The following is a 25,962-nucleotide window of genomic DNA, read 5'->3' on the forward strand; positions in this document are numbered from 1 at the left end:
CCGCCGCCCCATGGGTTTCCTGCTCTCGAAACTGCTGCCGCTCGGCCTCTACCCCCTCGGCCTGGCCCTGCTGCTCCAGATCGCCGGCCTGCTGGGCGGCCAGCGCCGCTTCGGCCCGGTGCTCTCCGGGGTGGGCATCGCCCTGCTCTGGCTGGCGGCCACCCCCCTGCTGAGCCGGCAGCTGGTGTGGAGCCTGGAGGAGCGGGCCGCCAGGCTGACGCCATCGCCGGTCCCCAGCGCCGATGCGGTGCTGGTGCTGGGCGGCGGCCTGCGGCCGGCCCTGCCGCCGCGCCAGGGGGTGGAGGTGAACGAGGCCGGCGACCGGCTGCTGCGGGCCGTGGCCCTGATGCGGGAGGGCAAGGCCCCCTGGCTGCTGGTGACCGGCGGCAAGGTCACCTTCATGGCCAACGATCCGGCCGCCGGTGAGGCCCGGCTGGCCAAGGCCCTGGCCACCAGCCTGGGGGTGGCGGCCGATCGGATCGTCAGCAGCGAAGAGGGACGCAACACCGGCGAGGAGGCCGGCGCCCTGGTGCGGGTGGCCCGCCAGCGGGGCTGGACGTCCCTGCTGCTGGTCACGAGCGCCACCCACCTGCCCCGTTCCCTGGCCACCCTGCGCCGTGCCGCTCCGGACCTGCGGATCATCCCGGTGGCCTGCGACTTCCAGCTGCCCGACCGGCGTTCCTTCGGCACGCCCACCCTGGCGGGCACCCTGATGGGGGTGCTGCCCAGCGCCGAAGCCCTGGTGCTCACCACCACGGCCATGCGCGAACATCTCGGCCTGCTGGCCTACCGGCTGCGGGGCTGGATCTGAGCGGAGCCGTGAGACGGGCTACTTCTTGGGGGCCGGCGGCACCAGGCTCACGCCCTCGGGCGGCGGAGTGGGGTCGGGATCGGCGATGAGCATGTGCTGGAGAACGATCTCCGGACGTTCACTGTCCCGCCAGCGGATGCGATAGGCGGGCATCTTGGTGCCCCGGCTGGTGGTCTGCTCCACGGGCTCCATGACCCAGCCACGGCGGGATCGCCCCTGGGGATTGCGCTTCACCACCGCATCGGCGTGTTGAAAGCGAAAACCGACGCGCTCACCACTCATACCAGAGCCCCGAGGGGGAGAAGGCCTACTGGGGCCATTATCCCACTGCGTCGGTTCAGGTCTTTTCGCGGGCCTCCGGGCGCAGCAGGGGGAAGGCGATCACATCCCGGATCGAGGGGCTGTCGGTGAGCAGCATGGCAAGGCGATCGATGCCGATGCCAAGGCCGCCGGTGGGGGGCATGCCCACCTCCAGGGCGTGGAGGAAATCCTCGTCCACCGTCTGGGCTTCCGGGTCCCCCGCCTGGCGGCGCAACTGCTGCAGCTCGAGCCTGGCGCGCTGATCGAGGGGGTCGATCAGTTCGCTGAAGGCGTTGGCCGTCTCCCGCCCGACGATGAACAGCTCGAAGCGCTCCACCAGCCCCGGTTTGCTGCGGTGGGCCCGGGCCAGGGGCGAATTCTCCACCGGGTAGTCCATCACGAAGGTGGGCTGCACCAGGGTGGTCTCCACCGCCTGCTCGAAGGCCTCCACCAGCAGCCGGCCCACGCTGTCGGCCGCCTCGGGGGCCGCCAGGCCGGCGGCCTCCATCGCCGCCACCGCCTCGGCGCGATCGCCGAAGCCGCTGAAATCCAGGCCGGTGGCCTGCTGCACCAGCTCGTGCATGGTGACCCGCCGCCAGGGCGGGGTCAGGTCGATCTCGGTGCCCTGGTAGGTGATGCGGGTGTCCCCGCAGACCTCCCGGCAGGCCGTCGCCAGCAGCTGCTCGGTGAGATCCATCATCGTGTGGTAGTCGGCGAAGGCCTGGTAAATCTCCACCGAGGTGAACTCGGGGTTGTGGCGGGTGCTCACCCCCTCGTTGCGGAAGATGCGCCCCAGCTCGTAGACCCGCTCGAAGCCGCCCACCACCAGCCGCTTGAGGTGCAGCTCGGTGGCGATGCGCAGGGTGAGGGGCAGGTCGAGGGCGTTGTGGTGGGTGGCGAAGGGGCGGGCGTCGGCGCCGCCGGCCTCCGTCTGCAGCACGGGCGTCTCGATCTCGAGGAAGCCGCGCTCGTCCAGCCAGCGGCGCATGGCGCTCACCAGCCGGGCCCGGCGCCGGAAGGTCTCGCGGGTGTGGGGCGAGACGATCAGATCCAGGTAGCGCTGGCGGTAGCGCTTCTCCACGTCCGCCAGGCCATGCCACTTGTCGGGCAGGGGCTGGAGCGCCTTGGAGAGCATCACCCAGTCGGTCACCTTCACCGACAGCTCGCCCCGGTCGGTGCGGCGCAGGCTGCCATGCACCCCGATCCAGTCACCGCCATCCACCAGGGAGGTGATCTGGGCGAAGGCCTCGGGTTCCTCCGGGTGGGCCGCCAGCAGGGCGGCCTTCTCGATGAACAGCTGGATCGGGCCGGATTCGTCGGCGATGGTGAAGAAGGCCAGCTTGCCCATCACCCGCCGGGTCATCACCCGACCGGCCACCGCGACGTCAACAGCCCGCTCCTCGCCGTTGGCCAGGTCGGCGTGGGCCTGCTGCAGCTCGGCGGTGCGGTGGCTGGGGGCGAAGCCGAGCGCATAGGGGGCCCGTCCCAGGGCCTCCAGGGTGCGGGCTTTCTCCAGACGGGTCTCACGCAGATCCGACAAGGCAGGCAGGGTGATGGGAAGGATCGCAGCCATCCTGCAGGATCAGCCGGCGGCGACCTCGCCGGGGACTCAGCCGGCGGCGGCCAGAGTTCCCTCGCCCATGCGCTGGGAGGCGTAGCCCGTGCCCCGCACCGTGAGAATCAGCTCCGGGTTGCGGGGGTCGGGCTCGAGCTTGCCGCGCAGCCGCGCCACGTAGACATCCACCACCCGCAGGTCGGCGGCCCGCCGCGGCGGGTAGCCCCAGAGCTGCTCGAGGATCTCGGCCCGGGGCACCACCCGGCCGGGTTCGCGGAACAGCAGCTCCAGCAGGCTGAATTCGGTGTAGGTGAGGGCGATGCGCTGGCCCTCGCGGGTCACCTGGCGGCGGTTGGTGTCGACCACCAGATCCCCCACCCGCAGCACGCCGGATCCCGTGGGCAGCTCCCGCGGCTCGCTGGTGGCGGCCCCCCGGCCCATGCGGCGCAGGATGGTGGAGATGCGGGCCTCCAGCTCCTTGGGGCTGAAGGGCTTGGGGAGGTAGTCGTCGGCCCCCAGATCCAGGCCCGCCACCCGCTCGGCGATGGCATCGAGGGCGGAGAGGAAGATGATCGGCACGCAGGATTCGGCCCGCAGCCGCCGGCAGACGGCGAAGCCGTCCAGCTTCGGCAGCATGACGTCAAGGACCACCAGATCGGGCTGCTCCTTGTGGAACAGCGCCAGGGCCTCCTCACCGTCCTCGGCGCACAGCACCCGGTAGCCGGCCAGCTGCAGGCGCATTAGCAGCACCCGGCGCACGGCGGCTTCGTCGTCGACGACCAGCAGGGTGGCGATCGGCTGGGTGGGCTGCTGGTCAGCCGGGGTGGGGGAGGCGGGCTGCTGAACGGCGGAAGCCCCACCGGAGGAGTCCTGCAGATCAGCCCCGTCAGTGAAGGGCGAAGCCGGCGACGCAGAGGACGCAGAGGATGCAGAGGATGCGACCGAGGGCGTGGGCATCGCTCCTGTCCGACCGGATGAAGAATCGCAACCATAACGCGACGCCGTTTCGGGCCGTGAACACGGAATCGGCTCCGGCAGCTGGCCTCTGGCCCGTTCTCCACATTTCTTCAGGGTGCCCGGCCCGGCGGCCGCGGCCTCAGGGCCAGCGGGCCTCGGCGTAGCTGTTCCACTGCCGCTCGGCCTCGGCCAGGGCCGCATCGCTGTCGAGCTGCCCCAGCATCGCCCGCTGCAGCTGGGTGTAGAGGATCGCCTGGAGTCGCTTCACCCCCGGGGTCGCCGGCACCAGCACCCGCGCCGCGGCCAGGGTCTCGATCGACAGCAGCCGGGCGCTGTGGACCAGGCGCTCCTGCCCGCCGGTGGGCACCGCCGCCCGCAGCCGCCCCTCCAGGCTGGCCAGGGCTCCACGGGAGGAGGGCAGCACCCGGGCCTCCTCGGCGAAGGCCAGCTGGTTGGCGGCATCGCTGAGGAACAGGGCGAAGCTCAGCGCCTCCGGGGCCATGGCGCTCTGGCGCGGCACCACCAGGTTCATCACCGCCACGTTGGCCTCGCCGCTGGCCCCGGTCAGGGGCGGGAAGGGGGCGGAGGTGGCGGCGATGCCGGGGGCGTTGGTCTGCAGGTTGCGCAGGAAATCCGGGCCGCTGGCCACCTGGGCCAGATCTCCGGCCTGATAGAGCTCGATCGCCCGCCGGTAGCCCTGGCTCACCACCTCCCGCGGCAGCAGGCCGCGGCGGTAGAGATCGCTCCAGAAGGCGAAGGCCCGGCGACCGGCGGGGCTGTTGAAGGCCGCCCGCTGGCGGTCGTCGAGCAGCCGCACCCCCATCTGCACCAGCGCCTCCATCAGCTCGCCGGAGTCGTCGGGGACCACGGTCACGAACAGGGCGTAGCGGCCGGTGCGGCGCCGGACCGCCTCGGCGTAGGCGGGCACCTCCTCCCAGCGGCGCGGCGGGGCGGCCAGGCCGGCCTTCTGCAGCAGCCGGCGGTTGGCGATCGTCACCCGGGCCGTCAGGTACCAGGGGATGCCGAACTGTTCGCCCCCCTGCTGGCCGGAGGTCCAGATGCCGGCCAGGTAGCGCTCGGCGGCATCGGCGGGCAGCAGGGGCGTGAGGTCCCGCAGCCCCCCCTTGCTGGCCAGGTTGGCGGCGAAGTTGGGGTTGAGGTTGACCAGATCCGGCGCGGTGCGGGCAAACACCGATGCCAGCAGCTTGCGTTCCACCGACCCCCAGGGCACGTCGGTCCAGCGCACCGTCACGCCGGGATGGGCCCGCTCCCAGGCGGCGATCACCCGCCCCATGTAGGCGTTGAAGCGGGGCGCCAGATCCAGGGTCCAGACGTTGAGCAGCTTGCCCCGGCCGGGGGCGGGCGGCCGGGCACAGGCCCCGGCGGCGAGGGCGAGGGCGAACGGGGCGGCCAGCAGCCGCAGGGCCTGGCGGCGGGGCAGGCGGGACGGCCGGCTGGAGCGGGGGGACATCCTGGCCATGGCCTAGCGGCGCCAGCCGGAGCCCAGTTGCCGCCAGAGCAGCAGTTGCAGGGAGCAGAGCATCGGTGCGAGCAGGGCCGTGATCAGGGTCTGGGCAAGCAGAACCCGCAGGCCGGATCCCGCCAGATCATCCCAGCGCCAGCCCGGCAGGGCCAGCAGGGCCGGATTCACCCCCTGCTCCCGGGCGCTGCGGCTGGCCAGCGGTCCCGCCTGCTGGAGCACGTCCCGGGTGCCGACCCAGTCGAGGACGCCCCACTGCAGCATCAGGGTGAGGCCCAGCACGGCCGTGCCGATCAGGGCGAGCAGGCCGAGGCTGAAGCTGCGCTGGATCGGCGCCGCCCGCCGTCCCATCCGCCCCCACCACCAGCCCAGCAGCAGCAGGGCGGGAATCTGGGTGACACCGCCGGGATGGAGGGCATCCAGCAGCAGGCCCAGGGCCAGGCCGGCGCAGGCCCCCGAGAAGGGCCCGTCGCTGAGCGCCCAGGGCAGCAGCCACAGCACCGCCCAGCAGGGACCGACGCCGTCGAGGGCCAGCCAGCCCGGCGAGGCCAGGGCCAGCAGCGGCACCAGCAGGACCGTGGCGGCGAGCAGGGGCTGCCGGGTGAGCAGGTCCATCAGCGCACCTGCACCTGCACCCAGTCGAGGGCCGACACCGGCGCGATCAGCTGCACCACCGCCTCCGGCGCCGGATCGGCATTGGCGTCCATGGTCTGGATCACGCCCACCGGCAGGTTGGGGGGCACCAGGGTGCTGGCCGGGGAGGTCACCACCACGTCACCGGGGCGGGCCTGGGGATCCTTCTCCAGAAAGCGCAGCAGGGGCCGGGCGGTGCCGATGCCGGTGAGCAGGCCGTGGTGCTGGGTGCGCCCCACCCAGACCCCGACCCGGCTGCTGGGGTCGGTGAGCAGGGTGACGGTGGCGGTGCTGGGGGTGACGCTCCCCACCAGACCGACCAGGCCGCCGGGGCCGAGCACCGCCTGGCCGGCCCGGATGCCGCTGAGGGCCCCCTGGCCGAGCAGCAGCTGGCGCCACCAGCCGGATCCCTCCCGGGAGATCACCGGCGCCGTCACCCGGTTGGGATTCTTCTGCTGCAGCTCCAGGAGCGAGCGCAGCCGCTGGTTGTCCCGCTCCAGCTGGGCCAGCCGGGCGCCGTCCTCCACCCGGCGGGCCGAGCGCAGCCATTCGGCCTGGGCGGTCCCCGGCCAGAAGGGCCGGCTGAGGAAGGCGTAGGCGTCGGTGAGCATGGCCCCCTTGCTCAGACGCACGGCCACGAGCGCCAGCAGCACCAGCAGCCAGGGCAGGAGGCGTCGCAGGGAGGAGCCGTCGACGAAGCGGAGCCAGCGCCATGCCGGCATCGGACTCAGGCCGTCTGACGGGCGAATTCGGGGGTGTCGAGCACGCGCTCCAGCCGGCTGTAGTCCTCCAGGACCATGCCGCAGCCGTTGACCACGCAGAGCAGGGGGTCTTCGGCCACATGGGTGAGGATGCCGGTCTCGTGGCTGATCAGGTCGCAGATGCCCCGCACAAGGGCACCGCCGCCGGCGAGCATGATCCCCCGGTCGACGATGTCGGCCGCCAGCTCGGGAGGGGTGCGCTCCAGGGTGCGCTTGACCGCCTCGACGATCACGTTGAGCGGTTCGGCCATGGCCTCGCGGATGTCGCCGGCCCGGATGTTGATCGTGCGCGGCAGGCCGGAGAGCAGGTGCAGACCCCGCACGTCCATGGAGGTCTCGTCGTGGCCGTCGTCGGGGAAGGCGGAGCCGATGCGGATCTTGATGTCCTCGGCGGTGCGCTCGCCCACCACCAGGTTGTGGACCTTCTTGAGGTACACACTGATGGCGTCGCTGAGCTCGTCGCCGGCCACCCGCACCGACTCGCTCAGCACGGTGCCGCCCAGGCTGAGCACGGCCACCTCGGTGGTGCCGCCGCCGATGTCGACGATCATCGTGCCCACCGGATCGGTGACCGGCAGACCGGCGCCGATGGCGGCCGCCACCGGCTCATCGATCAGGTGCACCTGCCGGGCCCCGGCCAGGCCGGCCTGGTGCACGGCCCGGCGCTCGACGCCGGTGACGCCGCTGGGGATGCCGATCACCAGCCGCGGAGCGATCACGCCCCGGCCTTCATTGCCCTTCTGGATGAAGCTCTTGATCATCTGCTCGGCGGCGTCGAAGTCGGCGATGACGCCGTCGCGCAGGGGCCGGATCGCCCGGATGTTGCCGGGGGTGCGGCCGAGCATCAGCTTGGCCTCCTCGCCCACCGCCAGGGGGGTGCCCCGCTCCAGGTCGATGGCCACCACCGACGGCTCCTGCAGCACGATCCCCTTGCCCGAGACGTACATCAGCGTGTTGGCCGTCCCCAGGTCGATGCCGATGTCGCGGGAGAACTGGAAACGGCGGAAAAACACGGGCAAGGCCTCTGGCAGCGGTCAATCATAGGTGGGGCATTTCCGGAGCCCCCCCGGGGAACCGGCGGGTGTGACAACCGGGACGAAGGGTGGAACGGAAAGGGGGAGGCCCCCGATCGGGGTGCCGCATCATTGATCCATTCGTTCCAGGAGCACGCCATGGGCGTCAATTCCATCACCCTCGTCGGCCGGGCCGGCCGCGACCCGGAGGTCCGCTACTTCGAATCCGGCAGCATGGTCGCCAACCTCACCCTGGCGGTGAACCGCCGCAGCCGCGACGACGAGCCCGACTGGTTCAACCTGGAGATCTGGGGCAAGCAGGCCCAGGTGGCCGCCGACTACGTCCGCAAGGGTGCCCTGATCGGCATCATCGGCTCCTTCAAGCTCGACCGCTGGACGGACAGGGCCAGTGGTGAGGAGCGCAGCAAGCCGGTGATCCGCGTCGATCGGCTGGAGCTGCTCGGCAGCAAGCGGGACGCGGAGAGCGGCGGCGGCGGCAGCTTCGGTGGCGGCTTCGGTGGCGGTGAGCCCAGCGAGGAAGAAGTGCCCTTCTGAGCCTTTCGACCCAGGTGTCGGCCCGGGGGCTTGTGCCAGTGGCCCAGCCGGGTTATCAAGCGTCCGAAGCCAGAGAAGGCGCCCCCCGGGGCGCCTTTTTTACTCTCTGGGGCCGGGTCGGAGTCCCCGCAAGCCCTGGATCAGGGCCGCTGGCGGTTCTGCTTCCAGATCCGCAGCCCCAGCCACACGGCCCCCGCGAGCACCGCCAGCACCAGCAGCACCTTGATCACCCGGGCGGCCGGTTCGATCCAGAGCTCCACGTTCGTGTAGCTCTCCCCCAGCGCCAGCCCCGCCAGGGTCAGCAGCAGGGTCCAGATCAGGCTGCCGGCGGTGGTCCAGATCAGGAAGGGCGTCAGCGGCATCATCTCGATGCCGGCGGGCACTGAGATCAGGGTGCGGATGCCGGGCACCAGCCGTCCCCAGAACACCAGCGCCGTGCCGTGGCGGCTGAACCAGCGGCGGCTGCGGTGCAGCTCCTGAGGGCTGATGCCGATCCAGCGGCCGTGGCGTCCGAGCCAGTGCTCGATGCGCTCCTCGTTCACCAGCCGGCCGATGCCGTACCAGGGGAGGGCGCCGAGCACGGTGCCCAGCAGGCCCGCCAGCACCACCGGCACCAGGGAGAGCTTGCCCTGCTGCACGAAAAACCCCCCGAGCGGCATGATCAGCTCGGAGGGAATCGGGGGGAACAGGTTCTCCAGGAACATGGCCGCGAAGATCGCGCCATACCCGGCCGCCGGGTTGGCCTCCACGGCCGCACCGATCATCTCGGGCAGCTTCTGGACCAGTTCGATCGCCATCGTGCCAGCCGGATCAGAGGCGCCAGTCTTCCACGACGGCCCGGACGCTGCCAGCAGCGCCGGGCCGTCGCCGCTCAGTAGCGGTAGTGGTCGAGCTTGTAGGGGCCTTCCACGGGCACGGCGATGTAGGCCGCCTGCTCGGGGGTGAGCTCGGTGAGCCTGGCGCCGATCCGGTCGAGGTGGAGACGGGCCACCATCTCGTCGAGGTGCTTGGGCAGCACGTAGACCTCCTTGGCGTACTGGTCACCCTTGGTGAACAGCTCGATCTGGGCCAGCACCTGGTTGGTGAAGGAGTTGCTCATCACGAAGCTGGGGTGGCCGGTGCCGCAGCCCAGGTTCACCAGCCGACCCTCGGCCAGCAGGATGATCCGATTGCCGCTGGGCAGGATCACGTGGTCCACCTGGGGCTTGATGTTCTCCCAGGTGTACTGCTTGAGCGACGCCACATCGATCTCATTATCGAAATGGCCGATGTTGCACACGATCGCCTGGTTCTTCATGGCGAGCAGGTGCTCGTGGCGGATCACCTGGTAGTTGCCGGTGGCGGTCACGAAGATGTCCACATCCGCCACCACGTCCTCGAGACGCACGACGCGATAGCCCTCCATGGCGGCCTGCAGGGCGCAGATCGGATCGATCTCGGCGATCATCACCGTGGCGCCGAGCCCACGCAGGGACTGGGCCGAACCCTTGCCCACATCGCCGTAGCCGAGCACCAGGGCCACCTTGCCGGCCACCATCACATCGGTGGCGCGCTTGATGCTGTCGACCAGCGACTCGCGGCAGCCATAGAGGTTGTCGAACTTGCTCTTGGTGACCGAGTCGTTGACGTTGATGGCCGGGAACGGCAGCTCACCGCTCTTCTGCATCTGGTACAGACGGGCCACACCGGTGGTGGTCTCCTCGGTGACGCCCTGGATGTTGGCGTAGATGCGGGAGTAGAAGCCGGGCTGCACCGCCAGCCGCTGGCGGATGGAGTTGAACAGCGCCACCTCCTCCTCGCTGGAGGGGTTGTCGAGCACCGAGAGATCCTTCTCGGCCTTGCTGCCGAGCACCACGAGGCCGGTGGCATCGCCCCCGTCGTCGAGGATCATGTTGGGGGTGCCGCCATCGCCCCACTCGAGGATGCGGTGGGTGAAGGCCCAGTACTCATCCAGCGTTTCGCCCTTGTAGGCAAACACCGGGATGCCGGCGGCGGCGATGGCGGCGGCGGCGTGGTCCTGGGTGGAGAAGATGTTGCAGGAGGCCCAGCGCACCTCGGCGCCGAGGGCCACCAGGGTCTCGATCAGAACGGCGGTCTGGATCGTCATGTGCAGGCTGCCGGCGATCCGGGCACCCTTCAGGGGCTGCTCGGCACCGAACTTCTCGCGCAGGGCCATAAGGCCGGGCATCTCGGTTTCGGCGATCGCCAGTTCCTTGCGGCCCCAGTCGGCCAGGCCGAGATCGGCGATCACATAGGACGACGTCGCCTGAAGGCCAGCGAAGGCAGCCTCAGGGCTGGAAGGTGTTGCCACCATGCATGGAAAGCTCCCCGAAGGGAGGACGAAGAAGTGGAAATATCTGCAGAGACGCCGAGGCTTCGGGCTCGCTGGAGGGCAATCTACATCGATGGAATCCACGGACGCGATCGAGGTGTGCCATCTGGCGGACCCCGCCGCCACCGACGCCCTGGGGCGGCGGCTGGCGTCGCAGCTGCTCGCGGCCGGTGCCGCTGACGGCGCCCTGCTGCTGCTGCGGGGGGAGCTCGGGACCGGCAAGACGTCCCTGGTGCAGGGGCTGGCCGCCGCCCTGGGCATCAGCGAGCCGGTCACCAGCCCCACCTTCGCCCTGGCCCAGCACTACGACACCGATGCCGGCTCCGACGCGGGCACCACGGCCCTGGTGCACCTGGATCTCTACCGGCTCGAGCCGGGCGCCGCGGCCGATGAACTGTTTGCCCAGGAGGAGGAGGACGCCCGCGGCCTCGGCGCCGTGCTGGCGGTGGAGTGGCCCGAGCGGCTCAGCTTCCGGCCGGAAGGGGCCTGGGAGGTGGCGCTGAGCCACCGGGAGGATGGCGAGGGTCGCGTGGCCCGGATCACCCCGCCAGGCTTCACGCCGCCAGGGGTCACCCCGCCGCCAGCCGCGCCTGCAGCGCCGCGATGATGCGGGCGTTGGCGGCCGGGAACGGATAGGACGGGAGCTCCTGGGGCGCCACCCAGCGCACCTGCTGGGAGGCCAGCGGCTGCGGTTCCCCCGAGCGCCAGCGGCAGAGATGCACCACGAAGCGCAGCCGCTTGTGGCTGTAGGCGTGCTCGAGGGTGATCAGCTCCTCCCCCACCGTCACCTCGATGGCCAGCTCCTCGCGCAGCTCGCGCCGGATGGTCGCCTCGATCGCCTCGCCCGGTTCCTGCTTCCCCCCCGGAAACTCCCACAGGCCCCCCAGCAGGCCCTCCGGGAGCCGCTGGTCGATCAGCACCCGGCCCGCAGCGTCCGACACCACCCCCACCCCGATCACCTGGAACGGCACGGGCGGGGGGGTGTCCTTCACGGGGAAGCGGCCGGGGTCGCCGGCAGCGTAGGCAGCGCAGTGCGGCTGCCACGGGCAGGCGCCGCAGGCGGGCTGGCGGGGGGTGCAGACACCGGCGCCCAGGTCCATCAGGGCCTGGTTGAAGGCACGGGGCCGGTGGGGGTCGAGCAGGGTTTCGCTGAGCCGCCAGAAGTGGGACTGCTGCCGCTTCGGCGCGACCGGGTGGGCCACCAGCCGGGCCAGCACCCGCTGGACGTTGCCGTCGAGGATCGCGAAGGGCCGATCGAAGGCGGAGGAGAGGATGCTGCCGGCGGTGCTGCGGCCGATGCCCGGCAGGGCCATCCAGCCCTCGAGCGTGCGCGGCCAGGGATCACGCATGCCCACAGGTGATGGGGGGGCCGCGACGAGCTGCCGGGCCCCCGCGTGCAGCCGCCGGGCCCGGGCGTAGTAGCCCAGGCCCTGCCAGAGCATCAGCACGTCGTGCTCGCTGGCGGCGGCGAGGGCGCCGAGGGCGGGGAACGCCGCCATCCAGCGGTGCCAGTAGGGCAGCACCACCGCCAGCTGGGTCTGCTGCAGCATCACCTCGGCCACCCAGATCCCGTAGGCGGGCAGGGGCTGCCCCGGCCCCGGCCGGGAGCCGTCGGGGTGCAGCTTCCAGGGGATGTGGTGGCGGCCGTTGGACTCCCACCAGTGCAGTAGGCCTTGGCGCAGGGCCGCCAACCGATCCTGGGATCCCTCAACGCCGTCTCCAAGCGACTCCAGCGAAGCCATTCGAGCCGCTCGAGGGTGGGTGGGAACGGGAACCGCGTCATTCATCGGGCGTCGAAAGGCATCGAGGCACGTGCCTCGTTCACCGAGGCCACCCGGACAGAGATGATTTTATTAAACGCGCTTACCATGGGGAGATTAAGCCTTGGTTATGCTTTATGCGGCTTACCCCATTTGGTCGGCATGAGGCCCTGACGAATAACGATCGATCACCACTGAATACCGCGAGTTGGCATGGGCGGCTGACTGATCCACTCGACTTCGCAGCACTCCCTTTTCGGCTTGGCGATGCCCATCCGGAGCTGCGACGCCTGCTATTCCTTCACATCCCGAAGACAGGGGGAACGTCCTTCAATTCGCTGCTGTGCTCCAGCAGGGAAACCTTGGCGGTCCCCACCCATCGAGACCACGCGCCCCAAGCCCTAATGCTGATGGGGATGCATGGTGTTGCCCTGGGCGAGAACGATGACTTCATCCCCCATTACATCACCGCATCGAATGCACTCCTAGCGCGGAGAGCACTTCGATGGCTCCTGCCTTGCACACACATTCGACTGCTGGAATTGATTTTCCTCGCAAGGGATGAACGCGATATTGGCTTCACCTTGCTTCGCCACCCTCACGAACAGGTACGTAGCATGCTGGGGTACCGGATCATGCTGACTCTAAGCTACCCAGATTCTGTCATCAGCGGGGGGTTACCTTCTGCGCTGGGTCTCACATCGGCCGAGTTCATGCATCGTGCAGACGCCTCGGATCCGGGATTGTTCCGGGCGATCCTCAACCATGAAGCCGCTCATCATTGCCCCCTGGGCTTCTCCCCTTGGCTCTGCCTGCCTGGTCGGCCAAAGACCTGCGAAGAGATGTTGAACTCCATCGCGAGCCATGGAATCCACTGCGCCACGGCATCCACGATGGCAAGCATGGTCCGAAGCCTAACCGGAATCGGTGATCCCGACTCTCCTCCAGTGCATCTGAATCGCACCAACGACATCCACCCATCTGGTCTCGAGCTTCGAATTGAGGATGAGGTGATCACTCCCTTCGTGGAAGAGTCCTCGATGGAGTTATTCCGCCGTCTCCAGGAAGCCGGCGCCTTGGAGGTGTGGGGCGAGCCGGCTTCCACGGCTGACGACTACTGGCGCTGCATCGATCGAGCCCTCAAGGGACAGGCCGCCAGCTCCGGCTTCTGCCGACCGCATGGAGAAGACATAGACCCGATGCCACCGTCGGCCTCCTTCGCCCGGTTCAAGCTGTTCGATGACCTGTCCCAAAAGGCACAGGAACGTGACCGACTGCTAGGCAGCCGCATCTGGAGAGCTACAGCTCCCTACCGCCGTTTCCGCCATTGGCTTCTGCGCTTCTGGCGGCGCCGAGGCAACAGCAAGCAATCCTGCTGATGCAGCTAGAGCCTGGGAGTTTGTCCAATCCCCGCATTCCTTGGTTCGCCTCCCCTCCCGATCAGCGAAATCCTCCAGGACGACGGCGATTCATGGAAAGCGACACATTGCCGGCTTGGTTCTCTGCATCGGGAGCAGGATGGGTTGGCAGCCCTCCAGACAAAACTTCGCCCTCTTTCTGAGGTGTGCGAGGGATTGACTTGGGTGGCGGCTGGGGCACGGCCACCACGTTGAAGGCGATCGACCAGCGTTCCCCCTCCCCCCGGAAGGGGGGCACCGAGTGGGGCTGCCAGGCCGGGAACACATAGAAATCGCCGGGCACCGGCAGCACGTAGTGGGCCATGCCGGTGCGGAAGCTCTGGATGTGCCATTCCTCCGGGCCGTGGAAACAGAGCTGGCCGTCGAAGCTGTCGGCCCGGATCTGGGGCGGCACCTGCAGGAACAGCACACCGGAGAAGCTGCCGCCGTGGGTGTGGGTGGGGTTGTAGTCGCCGGCGCGCTGGGCGTTGAGCCACAGGTCGATCATCTGCAGGCCGTAGCGGCCCGGCGTCCAGGGGCCCCGCCCCTGGGGAGGCTGCTGGTCGATCACGTGGCGGATCCAGCGCTCGCAGGCCGGCAGGATCACCGAGCGGCAGAGTTCGGCGGCGGCGGGGTGGTCGGGGCCGAGCTCCCGCTGCTGGGTGAGCTGGCCGGCCAGCTTCACCGAGGCATCGGGACTCCGCTCGGGGGCCGCCAGCACCGCCCGGGCCATGGCCTGCAGGTCGGCCAGCTGGGTCGGACCCAGCTGGCCCTGGAGCAGGTAGCGGGGGAAGAGGCTGATCACCTCCATCGTCGGGTCCTCCGAGGCTGCGGGGGGCATGCCGGCCATGGGAGGGGGAGGTGCGGGCGGTTCCAAGCCTCGCAAACGGTGCGCCGGGAGGGCCTCAGATGGCCACGTAGGCCTCGACGGCATCGCTGAGGCGGCGCAGACCCGCCAGCCCGTCGCGCTCCAGGTTGCGCACCCGGTCGCGGCTGATGCCCAGGATGCGGCCGATCCCGGTGAGGCTCATCGGCTCCTCGCCGTCGATGCCATAGCGCATCTTCAGCACCCGGCCCTGCAGTTCCGGCAGCTGCTCCAGCAGCGCCCGCAGGTCCCCCTTGAGGCATTCGCCGTCCACCAGGTCGGCGGGCAGCAGGTCGTCGCCGGCCAGCAGATCCAGCAGTTCGGTGTCCTCGCCGTCGCCCACCTTCGTCTCCAGGCTCACCGGCTGGCGGGCGCGGCAGAGCAGGTCCTTGACCTCCTGCTCGGGCAGTTCCACCGCCACGGCCAGTTCGCTCAGGGTGGGGGTGCGGCCCAGCTCCTGGCTGAGCTCCCGCTGGCCCTTCTTGAGCTTGTTGAGGGTTTCGGTGATGTGGATCGGCAGCCGGATGGTGCGGCTCTTCTCGGCGATCGCCCGGGTGATGCCCTGGCGGATCCACCAGTAGGCGTAGGTGGAGAACTTGTAGCCGCGGGTGGGATCGAACTTCTCGACGCCCCGCACCAGGCCGATGGTGCCCTCCTGGATCAGGTCGAGCAGCTCCATGTTCCGCTTGGTGTACTTCTTGGCGACGCTCACCACCAGGCGCAGGTTGGCGGCCACCATCCGCTCCTTGGCGCGGCGGCCGGCGTGCAGGCGCTTGCGCAGCACCTCCGGCCGCAGGCCCGCCGCCGCCGCCAGTTCCTGCTGACTGGGGTCGGAGCCGCCGGCGCGCATCTTCAGCTCCTCGCGCAGCTCCTCGAGGGCCATCAGCTCCTGGACCTGGCGGCCCAGGGTGATCTCCTGCTCATGGCTGAGCAGCGGCACGCGGCCGATGTCCCGCAGGTAGGAACGGACCAGATCGCCGTCCACCGGCGGCATGGAGCGGCCGGGCGAGGCGCGGACCACGGTCTGGACCGTGTCGGACACCTGGAGCGCCTCGGCCATCTGGACCGTGTCGGACGTCGAGGGCTGGGCGAAGGCGAGGGCGACGACCATGGATCCGATCCATAACTGTCTGTAAAGCGTAACATCACGAAGTGTGAACTCCTCTCAGAAACGGCAGGGGCCCAGAAGCCCGTTCCCGATGGGGCCCATGGGGCGTCGCGGCCCCCCAGCGCAGGCCCGGATCAGCCGCCGCCGAGCCGGGGCAGCAGCAGCTGGGCGGTCCTGAGGTAGATGAACACGCCCGCCACGTCGGTGGCCGTGGTGATGAAGGGGGCCGACATCAGGGCCGGATCCAGGCCGAGGCGGTCGAACAGCAGGGGCAGGGCCGCACCGGCGGTGGCGGCCAGGGTGGTGATGGCCACCAGGCTGATGCCAGCCGAGGCGGCCACCAGCGCACTGCCCCCCATGGTCCAGGCCCAGGGCACCACCACCACCGCCAGCAGACCACCCAGCAGCGCCCCGGCCACCAGTTCCCGGCCGATCGTGCGCCACGGACCGAGTGACTGAAGCCGCTGGGTGCTCAGACCCCGGATGACCACGGTGGAGCTCTGGGCACCCACGTTGCCCCCGGTGCCGATCAGCAGCGGAATGAAGGCCGCCAGCAGCACAACCTGTTTCAGCACATGCTGCTCGGAGGCGATCACCGCCGAGGTGCCGGTGTTGGCCACCAGCAGCACCAGCAGCCACACCACCCGGCGTCGCGCCACGGTGAACAGGTTGCTGCGGAAATAGTCGTCCTCGTCACCCGCCTGCACGGCGCCGGCCGCATACAGGTCGCGGGTGGCCTCCTGCTGGATGACGTCGATGACGTCGTCGACGGTGACGATCCCCACCAGCCGCTGCTCCCGGTCCACCACCGGCACGGCCAGGAAGTCGTAGCGCTGGATCACCCGCGCCACCTCCTCCTGGTCGGTGTCGGTGCTGACGCTCATCACCTCCCGGGTCATCACATCGCCGAGGCGGTCCTCCGGGTCGGCCGTCACCAGATCCCGCAGCGACAGCATGCCGCTGAGATGCCGGGAGGCATCGGTCACGTAGAGGCTGTAGATGGTCTCGGTGTCCCGGGCCCGGCGACGCACGATGTCGAGGGCCTGCTGGGCGCTGTGGAATTCCTTGAGGTCGATGAACTCGGTGGTCATCAGGCGACCGGCGGTCTCGGCCTCGTAGCCGAGCATCTGGGCGGTGACCCGCCGCTCCGCCGGGCTCAGCTCCGCCAGCAGCCGCCGGACCACCTTGGCCGGCAGTTCGTCGAAGAGCCGCACCCGGTCGTCCGGGGACATCTCCTCCACCAGCTCCAGCACCTCGCCGGAGCGCAGCCGCTCCAGCAGGCTCTGCTGCACCGAGCCATCGAGGTACTCGTAGACCTCGATGGCCTCGTTCTTGGGCAGCAGCCGGAAGGCGAGGGCCTGGAGCGTGCGCGGCAGGGTGCCGATCGCCTCGGCGGAATCCACCGGCTGCACGGGTTGCAGCAGCAGCTTGGCGCCGTCGTAGTTCCCTGCCTGCAGCAGCCCCTCCAGCTGGCGGGCCACCACCTCGGCGACGGCGGAGGCCTCAGCCATCGCTCCTCGGATGCCGGTGGGTACGAGTGTATGGGCTGGGCCGCTAGGGTCCGCGGCGTTCTCCCCTTCCCAGGAACCCATGGCCGTGAACGTGAGCGACGTGGTGGTGCGCACCGCCGCCGGCCAGGAGCGCCGGCTCGGCGAGTGGGCCGGCCAGGTGCTGCTGATCGTCAACGTGGCCAGCCGCTGCGGCTTCACCCGTCAGTACGCCGGCCTGCAGGCCCTCCAGGACCGCTTCGGCCCCCGGGGCTTCGCCGTGCTCGGCTTCCCCTGCAACGACTTCGGCGCCCAGGAGCCGGGCACCCTGGAGGAGATCCAGCAGTTCTGCTCCACCACCTTCGGCGTCGGCTTCGAGCTGTTCGACAAGGTGCACGCCACCGGCTCCAAGACGGCCCCCTACGACACCCTCACCCAGGCGGAGCCGGCGGGCGACGTGGCCTGGAACTTCGAGAAGTTCCTGATCGGCAAGGACGGCACCGTGGTGGCCCGCTTCAAGAGCGCCGTGGAGCCGGACGGGGCCGAGCTGACCGCCGCGATCGAGAAGGCCCTGGCGGCCTGAGCCGGCGGGAGCTGGCCCGGTCGAACCGGGATCAGCCGGGCAGCCAGCCCCGGCTGGCCCGGCCGTCCGCGGTGGAGGCCTCCACCCGCAGCCAGCGGCGGCCGCCGGGCTCCAGCCATTCCCGCAGCACCCGCAGCGGGGCGCCGGTTTCGAGGCGCACCAGCACCGGGGCCTGGCAACGGGGGGCGCAGTGGAGCCCGAGGCTGCCGCTGCTGATCAGAGGCTCGGCCTGGCGCTCGCGCCGCCGCACCTCCGGCAGGCGCCGCTCGCCGCCACCGGCGGGCAGGGCGGCGGGGGCCATCAGGGCGAACCCGAGCAGGGCGGCCCAGCGCCAGGCCGGCACTGCCATCACAGGACGGGGCCGCATCAGATGTCGAGCTGGGCGAAATCCAGCTCGGCGCTGTGGGTTTCGATGAACTCCCTGCGGGGGGCGACCTTGTCGCCCATCAGGATCGTGAAGATGCGGTCGGCCTCGAGGGCATCCTCGATCTCGACCCGCTTCATCATGCGGGTCTCGGGGTCCATGGTGGTTTCCCAGAGCTGCTTGGGCATCATCTCGCCAAGGCCCTTGAAGCGCTGGATGTTGTAGTTGGCCTTCTCACCGAAGCCTTCGAGCACCTTCTTGAGCTCGTTTTCGTTGTAGCAGTAGTTGTGATTCTTGCCGCGCTCCACCTTGTAGAGGGGCGGGCAGGCGATGTAGATGTAGCCCCCTTCCACCAGCGCCTTCTGGTAGCGGTAGAAGAAGGTGAGCAGCAGGGTGCGGATGTGGGCGCCGTCGACGTCCGCGTCCGTCATGATGACAATGCGGTGGTAGCGGAGGTTCTTCTCCTCGAAGTCCTCCCCCTTGATGCCCAGCCCCAAAGCCGTGATCAGGGCCTGGATCTCGGTGTTCTTGTAGATCTTGGCGTCGTCGGTCTTCTCGATGTTGAGGATCTTGCCGCGCAGGGGCAGGATGGCCTGGAAGCGGCGGTCGCGGCCCTGTTTGGCAGAGCCACCGGCCGAATCCCCCTCCACGATGTAGATCTCCGATTCACTGGGGTCGCGGGAGCTGCAGTCGGCCAGCTTGCCGGGCAGGGTGGAGCTCTCCAGCACCGACTTGCGCCGGACCAGTTCCCGGGCGCGGCGGGCGGCCTCGGCGGCGTTGAAGGCCTGGATGGCCTTCTCGAGGATCAGGTCGATCACCTGGGGATTGAATTCCAGGTATTCGCCGAGGGCCTCGCCCACCGTGGTGTCGACGATGCCGCGCACCTCGGTGTTGCCCAGCTTGGTCTTGGTCTGGCCCTCGAACTCCGGGTCCGGCACCTTCACCGAAAGCACGGCCGTGAGGCCTTCGCGGATGTTCTCCCCGGCCAGGTTGGCGTCGGCGTCCTTGCGCTTGCCCCGCTTCTTGGCGAAGGTGTTGAGGGTGCGGGTGAGCACCGTCTTGAGGCCCTCGATGTGGGTGCCGCCGTCGACGGTGCGGATGTTGTTGGCGAAGCCCAGGATGCTGTCGGAATAGGCGTCGACGCACCACTGCAGCGCCGCCTCCACCTGGACACCGTCCTTGGTGGCGTTGACATAGATGATCTCGGGATGCAGCGGATCCTTCTCCGCATTCATGTAGGCGACGTACTCCTTGATGCCGCCTTCGTAGTGGTAGATCTCCTCGTGGGCCTCCCCATCGGCGCCGGCGGCGGCGAAGCGTTCGTCGCGGAAGACGATGCGGACGCCGCCGTTGAGGTAGGCCAGCTCCCGCAGCCGGGCCGAGAGGGTGTGGTAGTCGAACTCGATCCCGCCGCTGAAGATCTCGATGTCGGGCCGGAAGCGCACCGACGTGCCGGTGTGGGCATCGGGGGCGTCCTCGGAGGCGAGGGTGCCGATCGGCAGGCCCCGCTCGAACCGCTGGCGGTGGACCTGGCCCTGGCGGTGGACGGTCACCTCCACCCACTCGCTGAGGGCGTTGACCACCGAGATGCCGACGCCGTGCAGACCGCCGGAGACCTTGTAACCGCCGCTGCCGAACTTGCCGCCGGCGTGGAGCACGGTCAGCACCGTCTCCAGGGCACTGCGGCCGGTGCGGGGATGGATGTCGGTGGGGATACCGCGGCCGTTGTCGGTGACGCTGGCGGAGCCATCCCCGTGCAGGGTCACCAGGATCTCGTCGCAGTGGCCCGCCAGGGCCTCGTCGACCGAGTTGTCGACGACCTCATAGACGAGATGGTGAAGACCCCGGGGCCCGGTGGTGCCGATGTACATGCCGGGCCGTTTGCGCACCGGCTCCAGGCCTTCCAGCACCTGAATCTGCTCGGCGCCGTAGGCCGCTTCGACTTTGATGGCGTCGCTCATTCAGAAAAAGGGCTCCCCAGGGGGCTGACAAGGACGGCGGATCCCAGGGGCGATGGGGCGGCAATGGGGCGTAGCGGCTCTTGAAGGTCGCTGCGCAAAGGTCAATCTACCACCGCCGTCCCGGAGGGCCCCAGAGGCGCCTCTGAGCACCGATTCGGGCCGGGGGTGCAACCGCCCTCCGGGCCCGCCTCCGGCAGGATGGCCCGATCCCCCCGCCCAGGCCACCCGTGGCGCCCCTGGTGATCGCCCTGCTGGGCCCGACGGCCAGCGGCAAGACCGCCCTGGCGATCGAGCTGGCCGAAGCCCTCGACCTGGCCGTGCTTTCGGTGGATTCCCGCCAGATGTACCGCCACATGGACGTGGGCACGGCCAAGCCCAGCGCCGAGCAGCGGGCCCGGGTGCGCCACGAGCTGCTGGATCTGAGCGACCCCGACCGGCCCCTGACCCTGCAGGAATTCACGGCCCTGGCCAGCGCCGCCATCGAAGCGGAGCATCGCCGCCGCGGCGTGGCCCTGCTGGTGGGGGGCAGCGGGCTGTACCTCAAGGCCCTGCTGGCCGGCCTGCGGCCGCCGGCGGTGCCGCCCCAGCCCGCCCTGAGGGCCCAGTTCGCCGCCCTGGGCCAGCCGTTCTGCCACCAGGTGCTGCGCCAGGCGGATCCGGCGGCGGCCGGCCGGATTGCCGCGGCGGATGCGGTGCGCACCAGCCGGGCCCTGGAGGTGCTCTATGCCACCGGCCGGCCCCTGTCGGCCCAGCAGGGCCAGTCCCCTCCCCCCTGGCGGGTGCTGGAGCTGGGCCTGGATCCGGCCGATCTGCCCCAGCGCATCCACCGCCGCACCGCCGCCCTCTACGCCGGCGGCCTGGTGGAGGAGACCGCGCAGCTGGTGGAGCGCTTCGGGGCCGACTGTCCCCTGCTGGAGACGATCGGCTACGGCGAAGCCGCCCGGCTGCTGCGGGGGGAACTGGAGCCGGAGGCCGCCATCGCCCTGACGGAGCGGCGCACCCGGCAGTACGCCAAGCGGCAGCGCACCTGGTTCCGGCGCCAGCACCATCCCCTCTGGCTGACGGATGGCGTCGCGGGCCCGGCCTCGGAGGCGGATGTGCTCCAGCGTGCTCTGGGGGCGACCGCGGGCGGTTTAAGGTGAAGGCCTAACCGCCCCTGTGAATGCCTCCCCGTCCCCGTTTTGATCGCCGTGCTCCCGTGCGGGAGCTGCCCAACATCAACGACCGCATCAGCTACCCCAACCTTCGTGTGGTGGATGCGGACGGCAGTCAACTGGGAGTCATCACCCGAGAGGCGGCCCTCGAGGTCGCCCGCGACCGGGAGCTGGATCTGGTCCTGGTGAGCGAGAAGGCCGATCCGCCGGTCTGCCGGATCATGGATTACGGCAAATACAAGTTCGAGCAGGAGAAGAAGGCCAAGGAGGCCAAGAAGAAGTCGCACCAGACCGAAGTCAAGGAAGTGAAGATGCGCTACAAGATCGATTCGCACGACTATCAGGTGCGCATCGGTCAGGCGGTGCGCTTCCTCAAGTCCGGCGACAAGGTGAAATGCACGGTGATCTTCCGGGGCCGCGAGATCCAGCACACGGCGCTGGCCGAGCAGCTGCTCTACCGCATGGCCAAGGACCTCGAGGAGAACGCCGAGATCCAGCAGCCCCCCAAGCGGGAAGGCCGCAACATGATCATGTTCCTGAGCCCGCGCAAGCAGGCGGCCGGCAAGACGGCGGCCGCCGCGGCCGGCTGACGCGCGCCGGCTGAGCCGCCCTCGGGCCGAGATCCCCCGGGCTCCTGGCCAGGGCCGATTCAGCCTTCCGCCTGGAGCCTTTCCGGCCCCAGCTGCTGCGCGAAGGTGTCCAGCAGCAGGGACCAGCCCGCCGCCGCCGAAGCCGGGTGGTGGTCGGAGCGGGCGGCGCACATGAAACCGTGCCCCCCCTCCAGCACCTCCAGCCGGTGCGGCCGCCGAGCCGTCACGGCCGCGGCGCGGGCGGCATTGGCGGCGGCCAGGGCCGTTGCGATCGCCGCCACGTCCGCGGCCAGGATCAGGGGATCCTCCCGGCCGCAGATGCACAGCAGGGTGCCGCCGATCGTCGGCACCAGCTCCAGGCTGGGGGGCCCGCCGCCTGGGCGGCCCGAGGCCACGCCGGCCCCGTAGAAATCCACCGTGGCGGCCACCGCCGGCAGGCTGGCCGCCAGCAGGGCGACGTGGCCGCCGAAGCAGAAGCCCACGCACCCCAGGCCTGGGGCCGCAGCCCCGGGGGACAGCTGGCTCCGCAGCCAGTCGGCGGCGAGGCCCACATCACTCAGCAGCTGGTCGGTGCGGGTGCGCTCCTTGTGGCTGCGCCCGAGGGCCAGGTCATCGGATCCGTAGCCCAGCTCCAGATCGGGGGCCGTGCGGGCGAACAGGGGCACCGCCAGTGCCCCGTAGCCCGCCGCCGCCAGCCGCTCCGCCACGCCCCGGATCCAGCCGTTGAGGCCGAACACCTCCGGCAGCACCAGCACGCCGGCCCGGGGCGGCCCGTCGGCGGGGCGGGCCCACCAGCAGCGCAGCGGCACCTGCTCCGGCCGCCGGGGGTCAAGGGTCTGCCAGGAGGCGACGCAGGCGGAGGGGGACAAACCGGCACAGGGCAACCGGCACATGGTCGTATGCCAACGGGGGAATTGTCACGGGGCCCAAAGCTCCTTAGGGTGGCCGCCAGACCCACCTGGCCCCTCCGGCGTGCGATTCCACATTCAGCAGGAGAGCGACATCCCGGCGTCGACCCAGCTGTACAACCAGATCTGTTTCGCCATCGCCGCCCGGCACTACCCACCGGGCCACCGGCTGCCGAGCACCCGCCAGCTGGCCATGCAGACCGGCCTGCACCGCAACACGATCAGCAAGGTCTACCGCCAGCTCGAGACCGACGGCGTGGTGGAGGCCATGGCCGGCTCGGGGATCTATGTGCGCGACCAGCAGAACCCGCGCGAGATCAAGCCGCCGCCGGGCCTGCGCAGCAAGGCCCTGCCGGACATCGACCGGGAGGTGCGCCAGAGCGTCGACGGCCTGCTCAACGCCGGCTGCACCCTGCAGCAGGCACGGGAGCTGCTCACCCGCGAGATCGACTGGCGGCTGCGCTGCGGCGCCCGGGTGCTGGTCAGCACCTCAAGGGAGGACATCGGCGCCTCGATCCTGATCGCCGAGGAACTCAAGCCCAGCCTGGAGGTGCCCGTCGAGGTGGTGCCGATCGAGGAGCTCGAGTCGGTGCTGGAGACCTCCAGCAAGGGCACGGTGGTCACCAGCCGCTACTTCCTGCAGGAGGTGGAGCAGATCGCCAAGGTGCACGGCGTGCGGGCGGTGCCGGTGGATCTCAACGACTTCGGCCACGAGCTGGGCATGCTCAAGGAGCTGCGCCCCGGCAGCTGCGTGGGCCTGGTGAGCATCAGCCCCGGCATCCTGCGGGCCGCCGAGGTGATCCTGCACAGCATGCGGGGTAACGAACTGCTGGTGATGACGGCCAATCCCGACACCAGCAGCCGCCTGCTGGCCCTGCTGCGGGCCTCCAGCCACGTGATCTGCGACAAACCCAGCCTGCCCCTGGTGGAGCAGACCCTGCGCCAGAACCGCGCCCAGCTGATGCGCCTGCCCATGGTGCACTGTGCTCAGAGCTACCTTGGCAGCGCCACCATTGACCAACTGCGCAAGGAGATCGGCCTCCTGGCGGCCTGAACCCGCAGGCCAGGTGCCGGTCAGGGGAGGGCAGATCCTGGGTAGACTATAGATGGTTTCTACCATGTGCGTCCATGGGGATGAACATCAAGGACCCCCAGGTTCATGCCATGGCCAGGGAGCTTGCGGCGCGCCGGGGCACCAGCGTGACGGAGGCCGTGCGTCAGGCCCTGGGGGCGGAACTCACCAGAACCACAGCGCCTGGTCCCGAGGACATTCGCTCCACCAGACTGGAGGCCATCCGCCAGATCCAGGCGCGCTTCTCTGAGCTGCCGATCAAGGATCCGCGTTCCTCCAGCGACTTGCAGGACAGCCTCTACGACGACCGTGGCCTGCCGATCTGAATGCCCCCATCCCCCATCGTCATCGACACCTCAGCTTTTCTGGCGGTGCTGCTCAAGGAAGAGGAGGCCGAGGCACTGTCCGTGCGGATGGCGGAGGCGCCGATGCTGCTGATGTCGTCGGCAACGAAGCTGGAAGCCTCCCTGGTGGCCGAGGGAAGCCGTTTCGGCGCCTCCAGCGAGGCTGTTGAAGCCCTCTGCCAGGCCCTGGAGGTTCAGGTCATTCCTTTTGATCAGAACCATCTGATGTGGGCGCTCAGGGGCTGGCGCGAGTTCGGCAAGGGGCGCCACCGGGCGGGCCTGAATCTGGGGGACTGCTTCAGCTACGGACTGGCCAGGGCCCTGAACATGCCGCTGCTCTACAAGGGGGATGACTTCACCTGCACCGACGTGCGATCTCCCGAACCGAGCACCTGAAGGAATCCACCATGCTCGATGCACTCCGGGCCGACCTGGCCATCATCCGGCAGAGGGACCCGGCCGCCAGGGGCACCCTGGAGATCCTGCTCTGCTACCCGGGGTTCCACGCCCTGGAGTTGCACCGCGTCAGCCACCGCCTCTGGCGCATGGGCCTGCCCCTGATCCCCCGGCTGCTGAGCCAGCTGGGCCGGCTGCTCACCGGTGTGGAGATCCACCCGGGGGCCCGGATCGGCCGCGGCGTGTTCATCGACCACGGCATGGGGGTGGTCATCGGCGAGACCAGCGTCATCGGCGACAACTGCCTCCTCTACCAGGGGGTGACCCTCGGCGGCACCGGCAAGGAGCACGGCAAGCGCCACCCCACCCTGATGGACAACGTGGTGGTGGGGGCGGGGGCCAAGGTACTCGGGGCGATCACCGTGGGCACCAACACCCGCATCGGCGCCGGATCGGTGCTGCTGCGCAACGTGGGGGCCGACAGCACCGTGGTGGGTATCCCCGGCCGGGTGATCCATCAGTCGGGGGCCCGGATCGATCCCCTGGCCCACTCCGCCCTGCCGGATGCGGAGGCGGCCGTGATCCGCAACCTGATGGAGCGGATCGACAGCTTGGAGAACGACGTCAACCGGCTGCAGGCCTGCCTGCAGGAGGTAGCAGCCGGCAGCCCCCTGAAGGAGCCCTGCGTCGGCCAGTCCCAGAACCTCAAGGATCGGGAAATCCTGGAGTTCCTCGGCGTGGGCGATGACGCCGACGTAGGTTCGACACCATGAGACTGAAATTTCCGGGAGCCCTGTGGAGGCAGCGTGAGCTGTGCTGGCGCCTCACAGAGAGGGAGGTGCTGGGGCGGTATCGTGGTTCACTTCTTGGCGTAGGCTGGAGCTTCCTGCATCCTTTGGCGATGCTGGCGATCTATACCTTTGTCTTTGCCCATGTCTTCAAAGCCAGGTGGGGGACTGGAGCCGAGAGCGGCGACACAATGGGGTACTCGATTCAATTGTTCGCCGGCCTCATCGTCTTCAACCTGGCTGCGGAATGCATCAACAAAGCTCCACAACTGATCCTCAGCAACCCAAACTATGTCAAGAAGGTTGTCTTCCCGTTGGAGGTCATGGGGGCTGTCACCGTCTTCAGTGCGGGCCTGCACGGCCTTGTCAGCCTTCTTGTTCTGATCCTCTTTCAGCTCGTCGCCTACCGTTCCCTTGAGCCGACGATCCTCCTGGTCCCCCTGGCATGGTTACCACTTGTGCTTGGGTTACTGGCTGTGACATGGGCTCTATCAGCCCTGGGAGTCTTCATTCGGGACATCGGACAGGTGACGGGAGTTGCCATGAGCATGCTGATGTTTCTAAGCCCCATCTTTTTTCCTCTCTCCGCCCTGCCCCCTCAATGGCAACCGTTGCTGCAACTTAACCCATTGGCAATCGTCATTGAACAGACAAGAATGGTGGCCATTGAGGGGCGGCTTCTCTCCGGCGTCTATGCCCTGGTGGGAACCATTGCTGGGTTGTTCCTGTGCGAATTCAGCTTTCGCTGCTTCCTGAAGGCCAAACGGGGCTTCGCCGACGTAATGTGA

Annotated in this window: 28 protein-coding genes; 12 read left to right on the top strand and 16 right to left on the bottom strand. The window is 69.4% G+C overall.

Annotated elements, in window-relative coordinates:
* Positions 1-10: 10 nt before the first annotated feature.
* The gene (locus tag L107_RS07720) at positions 11-811 is read left to right on the top strand and encodes a YdcF family protein (protein WP_159817630.1); all 801 of its coding nucleotides are present in this window, start codon (positions 11-13) and stop codon (positions 809-811) included.
* A gap of 18 nt (positions 812-829) precedes the next feature.
* Here the strand turns inward: L107_RS07720 and L107_RS07725 are convergent, their stop codons facing one another.
* The 7 genes from L107_RS07725 to L107_RS07755 all read right to left on the bottom strand — a co-directional run bounded on the left by L107_RS07725 (position 830) and on the right by L107_RS07755 (position 7,510).
* The gene (locus L107_RS07725; protein ID WP_035832975.1) at positions 830-1,093 is read right to left on the bottom strand and encodes a hypothetical protein; all 264 of its coding nucleotides are present in this window, start codon (positions 1,091-1,093) and stop codon (positions 830-832) included.
* 55 nt (positions 1,094-1,148) lie between these two features.
* Entirely contained in the window at positions 1,149-2,651 is a 1,503-nt protein-coding gene (lysS, locus tag L107_RS07730; RefSeq protein ID WP_159817632.1) for a lysine--tRNA ligase, read from the bottom strand.
* 69 nt (positions 2,652-2,720) lie between these two features.
* Positions 2,721-3,623 carry a response regulator transcription factor RpaB gene (rpaB, locus tag L107_RS07735; protein WP_159817634.1) on the bottom strand — a complete coding sequence of 301 codons (903 nt, stop codon included), beginning with the start codon at positions 3,621-3,623 and terminating at the stop codon, positions 2,721-2,723.
* Positions 3,624-3,762: 139 nt separating this feature from the next.
* On the bottom strand, positions 3,763-5,103 hold the full coding sequence (locus tag L107_RS07740; protein WP_159817636.1) for a sugar ABC transporter substrate-binding protein: 1,341 nt from the start codon (positions 5,101-5,103) through the stop codon (positions 3,763-3,765).
* A 3-nt stretch (positions 5,104-5,106) separates the two neighbouring features.
* On the bottom strand, positions 5,107-5,718 hold the full coding sequence (locus L107_RS07745) for a rod shape-determining protein MreD (RefSeq protein WP_159817638.1): 612 nt from the start codon (positions 5,716-5,718) through the stop codon (positions 5,107-5,109).
* Positions 5,718-6,458, bottom strand: a complete 741-nt coding sequence (gene mreC, locus L107_RS07750) for a rod shape-determining protein MreC (RefSeq protein WP_015109777.1) — start codon at positions 6,456-6,458, stop codon at positions 5,718-5,720. Before mreC ends, L107_RS07745 begins: the two co-directional genes overlap by 1 nt.
* Before the next feature lie 5 nt (positions 6,459-6,463).
* Entirely contained in the window at positions 6,464-7,510 is a 1,047-nt protein-coding gene (locus L107_RS07755) for a rod shape-determining protein (RefSeq protein ID WP_043327022.1), read from the bottom strand.
* Between the two features lie 159 nt (positions 7,511-7,669).
* On the opposite strand from L107_RS07755, the gene L107_RS07760 reads away from it, so the two are divergent.
* Complete coding sequence (locus L107_RS07760) at positions 7,670-8,065, top strand: single-stranded DNA-binding protein (protein WP_015109779.1); 396 nt, start codon at positions 7,670-7,672, stop codon at positions 8,063-8,065.
* A 140-nt stretch (positions 8,066-8,205) separates the two neighbouring features.
* Here L107_RS07760 and L107_RS07765 read toward each other — a convergent pair whose 3' ends face one another.
* Complete coding sequence (locus tag L107_RS07765; protein ID WP_159817640.1) at positions 8,206-8,862, bottom strand: DedA family protein; 657 nt, start codon at positions 8,860-8,862, stop codon at positions 8,206-8,208.
* Positions 8,863-8,936: 74 nt separating this feature from the next.
* Entirely contained in the window at positions 8,937-10,379 is a 1,443-nt protein-coding gene (gene ahcY, locus L107_RS07770) for an adenosylhomocysteinase (protein WP_159817642.1), read from the bottom strand.
* 91 nt (positions 10,380-10,470) lie between these two features.
* Between ahcY and tsaE the strand changes: the two genes are divergently transcribed.
* Entirely contained in the window at positions 10,471-11,004 is a 534-nt protein-coding gene (tsaE, locus tag L107_RS07775; RefSeq protein WP_159817644.1) for a tRNA (adenosine(37)-N6)-threonylcarbamoyltransferase complex ATPase subunit type 1 TsaE, read from the top strand.
* Here the strand turns inward: tsaE and mutT are convergent.
* Entirely contained in the window at positions 10,967-12,139 is a 1,173-nt protein-coding gene (gene mutT, locus L107_RS07780) for an 8-oxo-dGTP diphosphatase MutT (RefSeq protein ID WP_159817646.1), read from the bottom strand. The two genes, tsaE and mutT, sit on opposite strands and share 38 nt — an antisense overlap.
* Positions 12,140-12,519: 380 nt before the next feature.
* On the opposite strand from mutT, the gene L107_RS07785 reads away from it, so the two are divergent.
* Positions 12,520-13,536: a hypothetical protein gene (locus L107_RS07785; RefSeq protein ID WP_159817648.1), complete on the top strand. Its 1,017-nt coding sequence runs from the start codon at positions 12,520-12,522 to the stop codon at positions 13,534-13,536.
* Between the two features lie 61 nt (positions 13,537-13,597).
* Here the strand turns inward: L107_RS07785 and L107_RS07790 are convergent, their stop codons facing one another.
* The 3 genes from L107_RS07790 to mgtE form a co-directional block, all read right to left on the bottom strand.
* Positions 13,598-14,395, bottom strand: a complete 798-nt coding sequence (locus L107_RS07790; RefSeq protein WP_159818082.1) for a putative 2OG-Fe(II) oxygenase — start codon at positions 14,393-14,395, stop codon at positions 13,598-13,600.
* 64 nt (positions 14,396-14,459) lie between these two features.
* A complete protein-coding gene (locus L107_RS07795) occupies positions 14,460-15,479 on the bottom strand; it encodes an RpoD/SigA family RNA polymerase sigma factor (RefSeq protein WP_159818084.1) in 1,020 nt (339 codons plus the stop codon).
* A 182-nt stretch (positions 15,480-15,661) separates the two neighbouring features.
* Positions 15,662-17,038: a magnesium transporter gene (gene mgtE / locus L107_RS07800; RefSeq protein ID WP_106222010.1), complete on the bottom strand. Its 1,377-nt coding sequence runs from the start codon at positions 17,036-17,038 to the stop codon at positions 15,662-15,664.
* Between the two features lie 79 nt (positions 17,039-17,117).
* Here mgtE and L107_RS07805 point away from each other — a divergent pair, with 79 nt between their 5' ends.
* A complete protein-coding gene (locus tag L107_RS07805) occupies positions 17,118-17,597 on the top strand; it encodes a glutathione peroxidase (RefSeq protein WP_106222012.1) in 480 nt (159 codons plus the stop codon).
* Between the two features lie 31 nt (positions 17,598-17,628).
* Here the strand turns inward: L107_RS07805 and L107_RS07810 are convergent, their stop codons facing one another.
* The gene (locus tag L107_RS07810) at positions 17,629-17,946 is read right to left on the bottom strand and encodes an SH3 domain-containing protein (protein ID WP_159817650.1); all 318 of its coding nucleotides are present in this window, start codon (positions 17,944-17,946) and stop codon (positions 17,629-17,631) included.
* 17 nt (positions 17,947-17,963) lie between these two features.
* Positions 17,964-19,922, bottom strand: coding sequence for a DNA topoisomerase (ATP-hydrolyzing) subunit B (gene gyrB, locus L107_RS07815; protein WP_159817652.1), 1,959 nt, complete (start codon positions 19,920-19,922; stop codon positions 17,964-17,966).
* A 206-nt stretch (positions 19,923-20,128) separates the two neighbouring features.
* Here gyrB and miaA point away from each other — a divergent pair, with 206 nt between their 5' ends.
* Both miaA and infC read left to right on the top strand, forming a co-directional pair.
* On the top strand, positions 20,129-21,064 hold the full coding sequence (gene miaA, locus L107_RS07820; protein ID WP_159818086.1) for a tRNA (adenosine(37)-N6)-dimethylallyltransferase MiaA: 936 nt from the start codon (positions 20,129-20,131) through the stop codon (positions 21,062-21,064).
* 20 nt (positions 21,065-21,084) lie between these two features.
* Positions 21,085-21,666, top strand: a complete 582-nt coding sequence (gene infC, locus L107_RS07825; protein WP_159817654.1) for a translation initiation factor IF-3 — start codon at positions 21,085-21,087, stop codon at positions 21,664-21,666.
* 59 nt (positions 21,667-21,725) lie between these two features.
* On the opposite strand, the gene L107_RS07830 is transcribed toward infC, so the two are convergent.
* Positions 21,726-22,535, bottom strand: coding sequence for a dienelactone hydrolase family protein (locus tag L107_RS07830; RefSeq protein ID WP_236550573.1), 810 nt, complete (start codon positions 22,533-22,535; stop codon positions 21,726-21,728).
* Positions 22,536-22,638: 103 nt separating this feature from the next.
* On the opposite strand from L107_RS07830, the gene L107_RS07835 reads away from it, so the two are divergent.
* The 5 genes from L107_RS07835 to L107_RS07855 all read left to right on the top strand — a co-directional run bounded on the left by L107_RS07835 (position 22,639) and on the right by L107_RS07855 (position 25,962).
* Positions 22,639-23,628 (top strand): GntR family transcriptional regulator, encoded by a 990-nt coding sequence (locus tag L107_RS07835; RefSeq protein ID WP_015109798.1) that lies wholly within the window; start codon positions 22,639-22,641, stop codon positions 23,626-23,628.
* Positions 23,629-23,738: 110 nt separating this feature from the next.
* Positions 23,739-23,972: a type II toxin-antitoxin system VapB family antitoxin gene (locus L107_RS07840; protein WP_236550574.1), complete on the top strand. Its 234-nt coding sequence runs from the start codon at positions 23,739-23,741 to the stop codon at positions 23,970-23,972.
* Complete coding sequence (locus L107_RS07845; RefSeq protein WP_159817660.1) at positions 23,973-24,386, top strand: type II toxin-antitoxin system VapC family toxin; 414 nt, start codon at positions 23,973-23,975, stop codon at positions 24,384-24,386.
* Between the two features lie 11 nt (positions 24,387-24,397).
* Positions 24,398-25,159: a serine O-acetyltransferase gene (cysE, locus tag L107_RS07850; RefSeq protein ID WP_159817662.1), complete on the top strand. Its 762-nt coding sequence runs from the start codon at positions 24,398-24,400 to the stop codon at positions 25,157-25,159.
* Positions 25,156-25,962, top strand: coding sequence for an ABC transporter permease (locus tag L107_RS07855; RefSeq protein ID WP_159817664.1), 807 nt, complete (start codon positions 25,156-25,158; stop codon positions 25,960-25,962). Before cysE ends, L107_RS07855 begins: the two co-directional genes overlap by 4 nt.

The sequence above is a fragment of the Cyanobium sp. Copco_Reservoir_LC18 genome (genome assembly GCF_009834675.1).
Lineage (GTDB): Bacteria > Cyanobacteriota > Cyanobacteriia > PCC-6307 > Cyanobiaceae > Cyanobium > Cyanobium minutissimum.

Coding starts and splice junctions, on each gene's coding strand:
- L107_RS07765 (WP_159817640.1), bottom strand. CDS start 8,862: ATGGCGATCGAACTGGTCCAGAAGCTGCCCGAGATGATCGGTGCGGCC.
- rpaB (WP_159817634.1), bottom strand. CDS start 3,623: ATGCCCACGCCCTCGGTCGCATCCTCTGCATCCTCTGCGTCCTCTGCG.
- L107_RS07810 (WP_159817650.1), bottom strand. CDS start 17,946: ATGGCAGTGCCGGCCTGGCGCTGGGCCGCCCTGCTCGGGTTCGCCCTG.
- gyrB (WP_159817652.1), bottom strand. CDS start 19,922: ATGAGCGACGCCATCAAAGTCGAAGCGGCCTACGGCGCCGAGCAGATT.
- L107_RS07725 (WP_035832975.1), bottom strand. CDS start 1,093: ATGAGTGGTGAGCGCGTCGGTTTTCGCTTTCAACACGCCGATGCGGTG.
- mreC (WP_015109777.1), bottom strand. CDS start 6,458: ATGCCGGCATGGCGCTGGCTCCGCTTCGTCGACGGCTCCTCCCTGCGA.
- L107_RS07760 (WP_015109779.1), top strand. CDS start 7,670: ATGGGCGTCAATTCCATCACCCTCGTCGGCCGGGCCGGCCGCGACCCG.
- L107_RS07845 (WP_159817660.1), top strand. CDS start 23,973: ATGCCCCCATCCCCCATCGTCATCGACACCTCAGCTTTTCTGGCGGTG.
- L107_RS07720 (WP_159817630.1), top strand. CDS start 11: ATGGGTTTCCTGCTCTCGAAACTGCTGCCGCTCGGCCTCTACCCCCTC.
- mutT (WP_159817646.1), bottom strand. CDS start 12,139: ATGGCTTCGCTGGAGTCGCTTGGAGACGGCGTTGAGGGATCCCAGGAT.
- L107_RS07805 (WP_106222012.1), top strand. CDS start 17,118: ATGGCCGTGAACGTGAGCGACGTGGTGGTGCGCACCGCCGCCGGCCAG.
- L107_RS07840 (WP_236550574.1), top strand. CDS start 23,739: ATGGCCAGGGAGCTTGCGGCGCGCCGGGGCACCAGCGTGACGGAGGCC.
- infC (WP_159817654.1), top strand. CDS start 21,085: ATGCCTCCCCGTCCCCGTTTTGATCGCCGTGCTCCCGTGCGGGAGCTG.
- L107_RS07740 (WP_159817636.1), bottom strand. CDS start 5,103: ATGGCCAGGATGTCCCCCCGCTCCAGCCGGCCGTCCCGCCTGCCCCGC.
- tsaE (WP_159817644.1), top strand. CDS start 10,471: ATGGAATCCACGGACGCGATCGAGGTGTGCCATCTGGCGGACCCCGCC.
- L107_RS07795 (WP_159818084.1), bottom strand. CDS start 15,479: ATGGCCGAGGCGCTCCAGGTGTCCGACACGGTCCAGACCGTGGTCCGC.
- L107_RS07855 (WP_159817664.1), top strand. CDS start 25,156: ATGAGACTGAAATTTCCGGGAGCCCTGTGGAGGCAGCGTGAGCTGTGC.
- cysE (WP_159817662.1), top strand. CDS start 24,398: ATGCTCGATGCACTCCGGGCCGACCTGGCCATCATCCGGCAGAGGGAC.
- L107_RS07745 (WP_159817638.1), bottom strand. CDS start 5,718: ATGGACCTGCTCACCCGGCAGCCCCTGCTCGCCGCCACGGTCCTGCTG.
- mgtE (WP_106222010.1), bottom strand. CDS start 17,038: ATGGCTGAGGCCTCCGCCGTCGCCGAGGTGGTGGCCCGCCAGCTGGAG.
- ahcY (WP_159817642.1), bottom strand. CDS start 10,379: ATGGTGGCAACACCTTCCAGCCCTGAGGCTGCCTTCGCTGGCCTTCAG.
- L107_RS07790 (WP_159818082.1), bottom strand. CDS start 14,395: ATGCCCCCCGCAGCCTCGGAGGACCCGACGATGGAGGTGATCAGCCTC.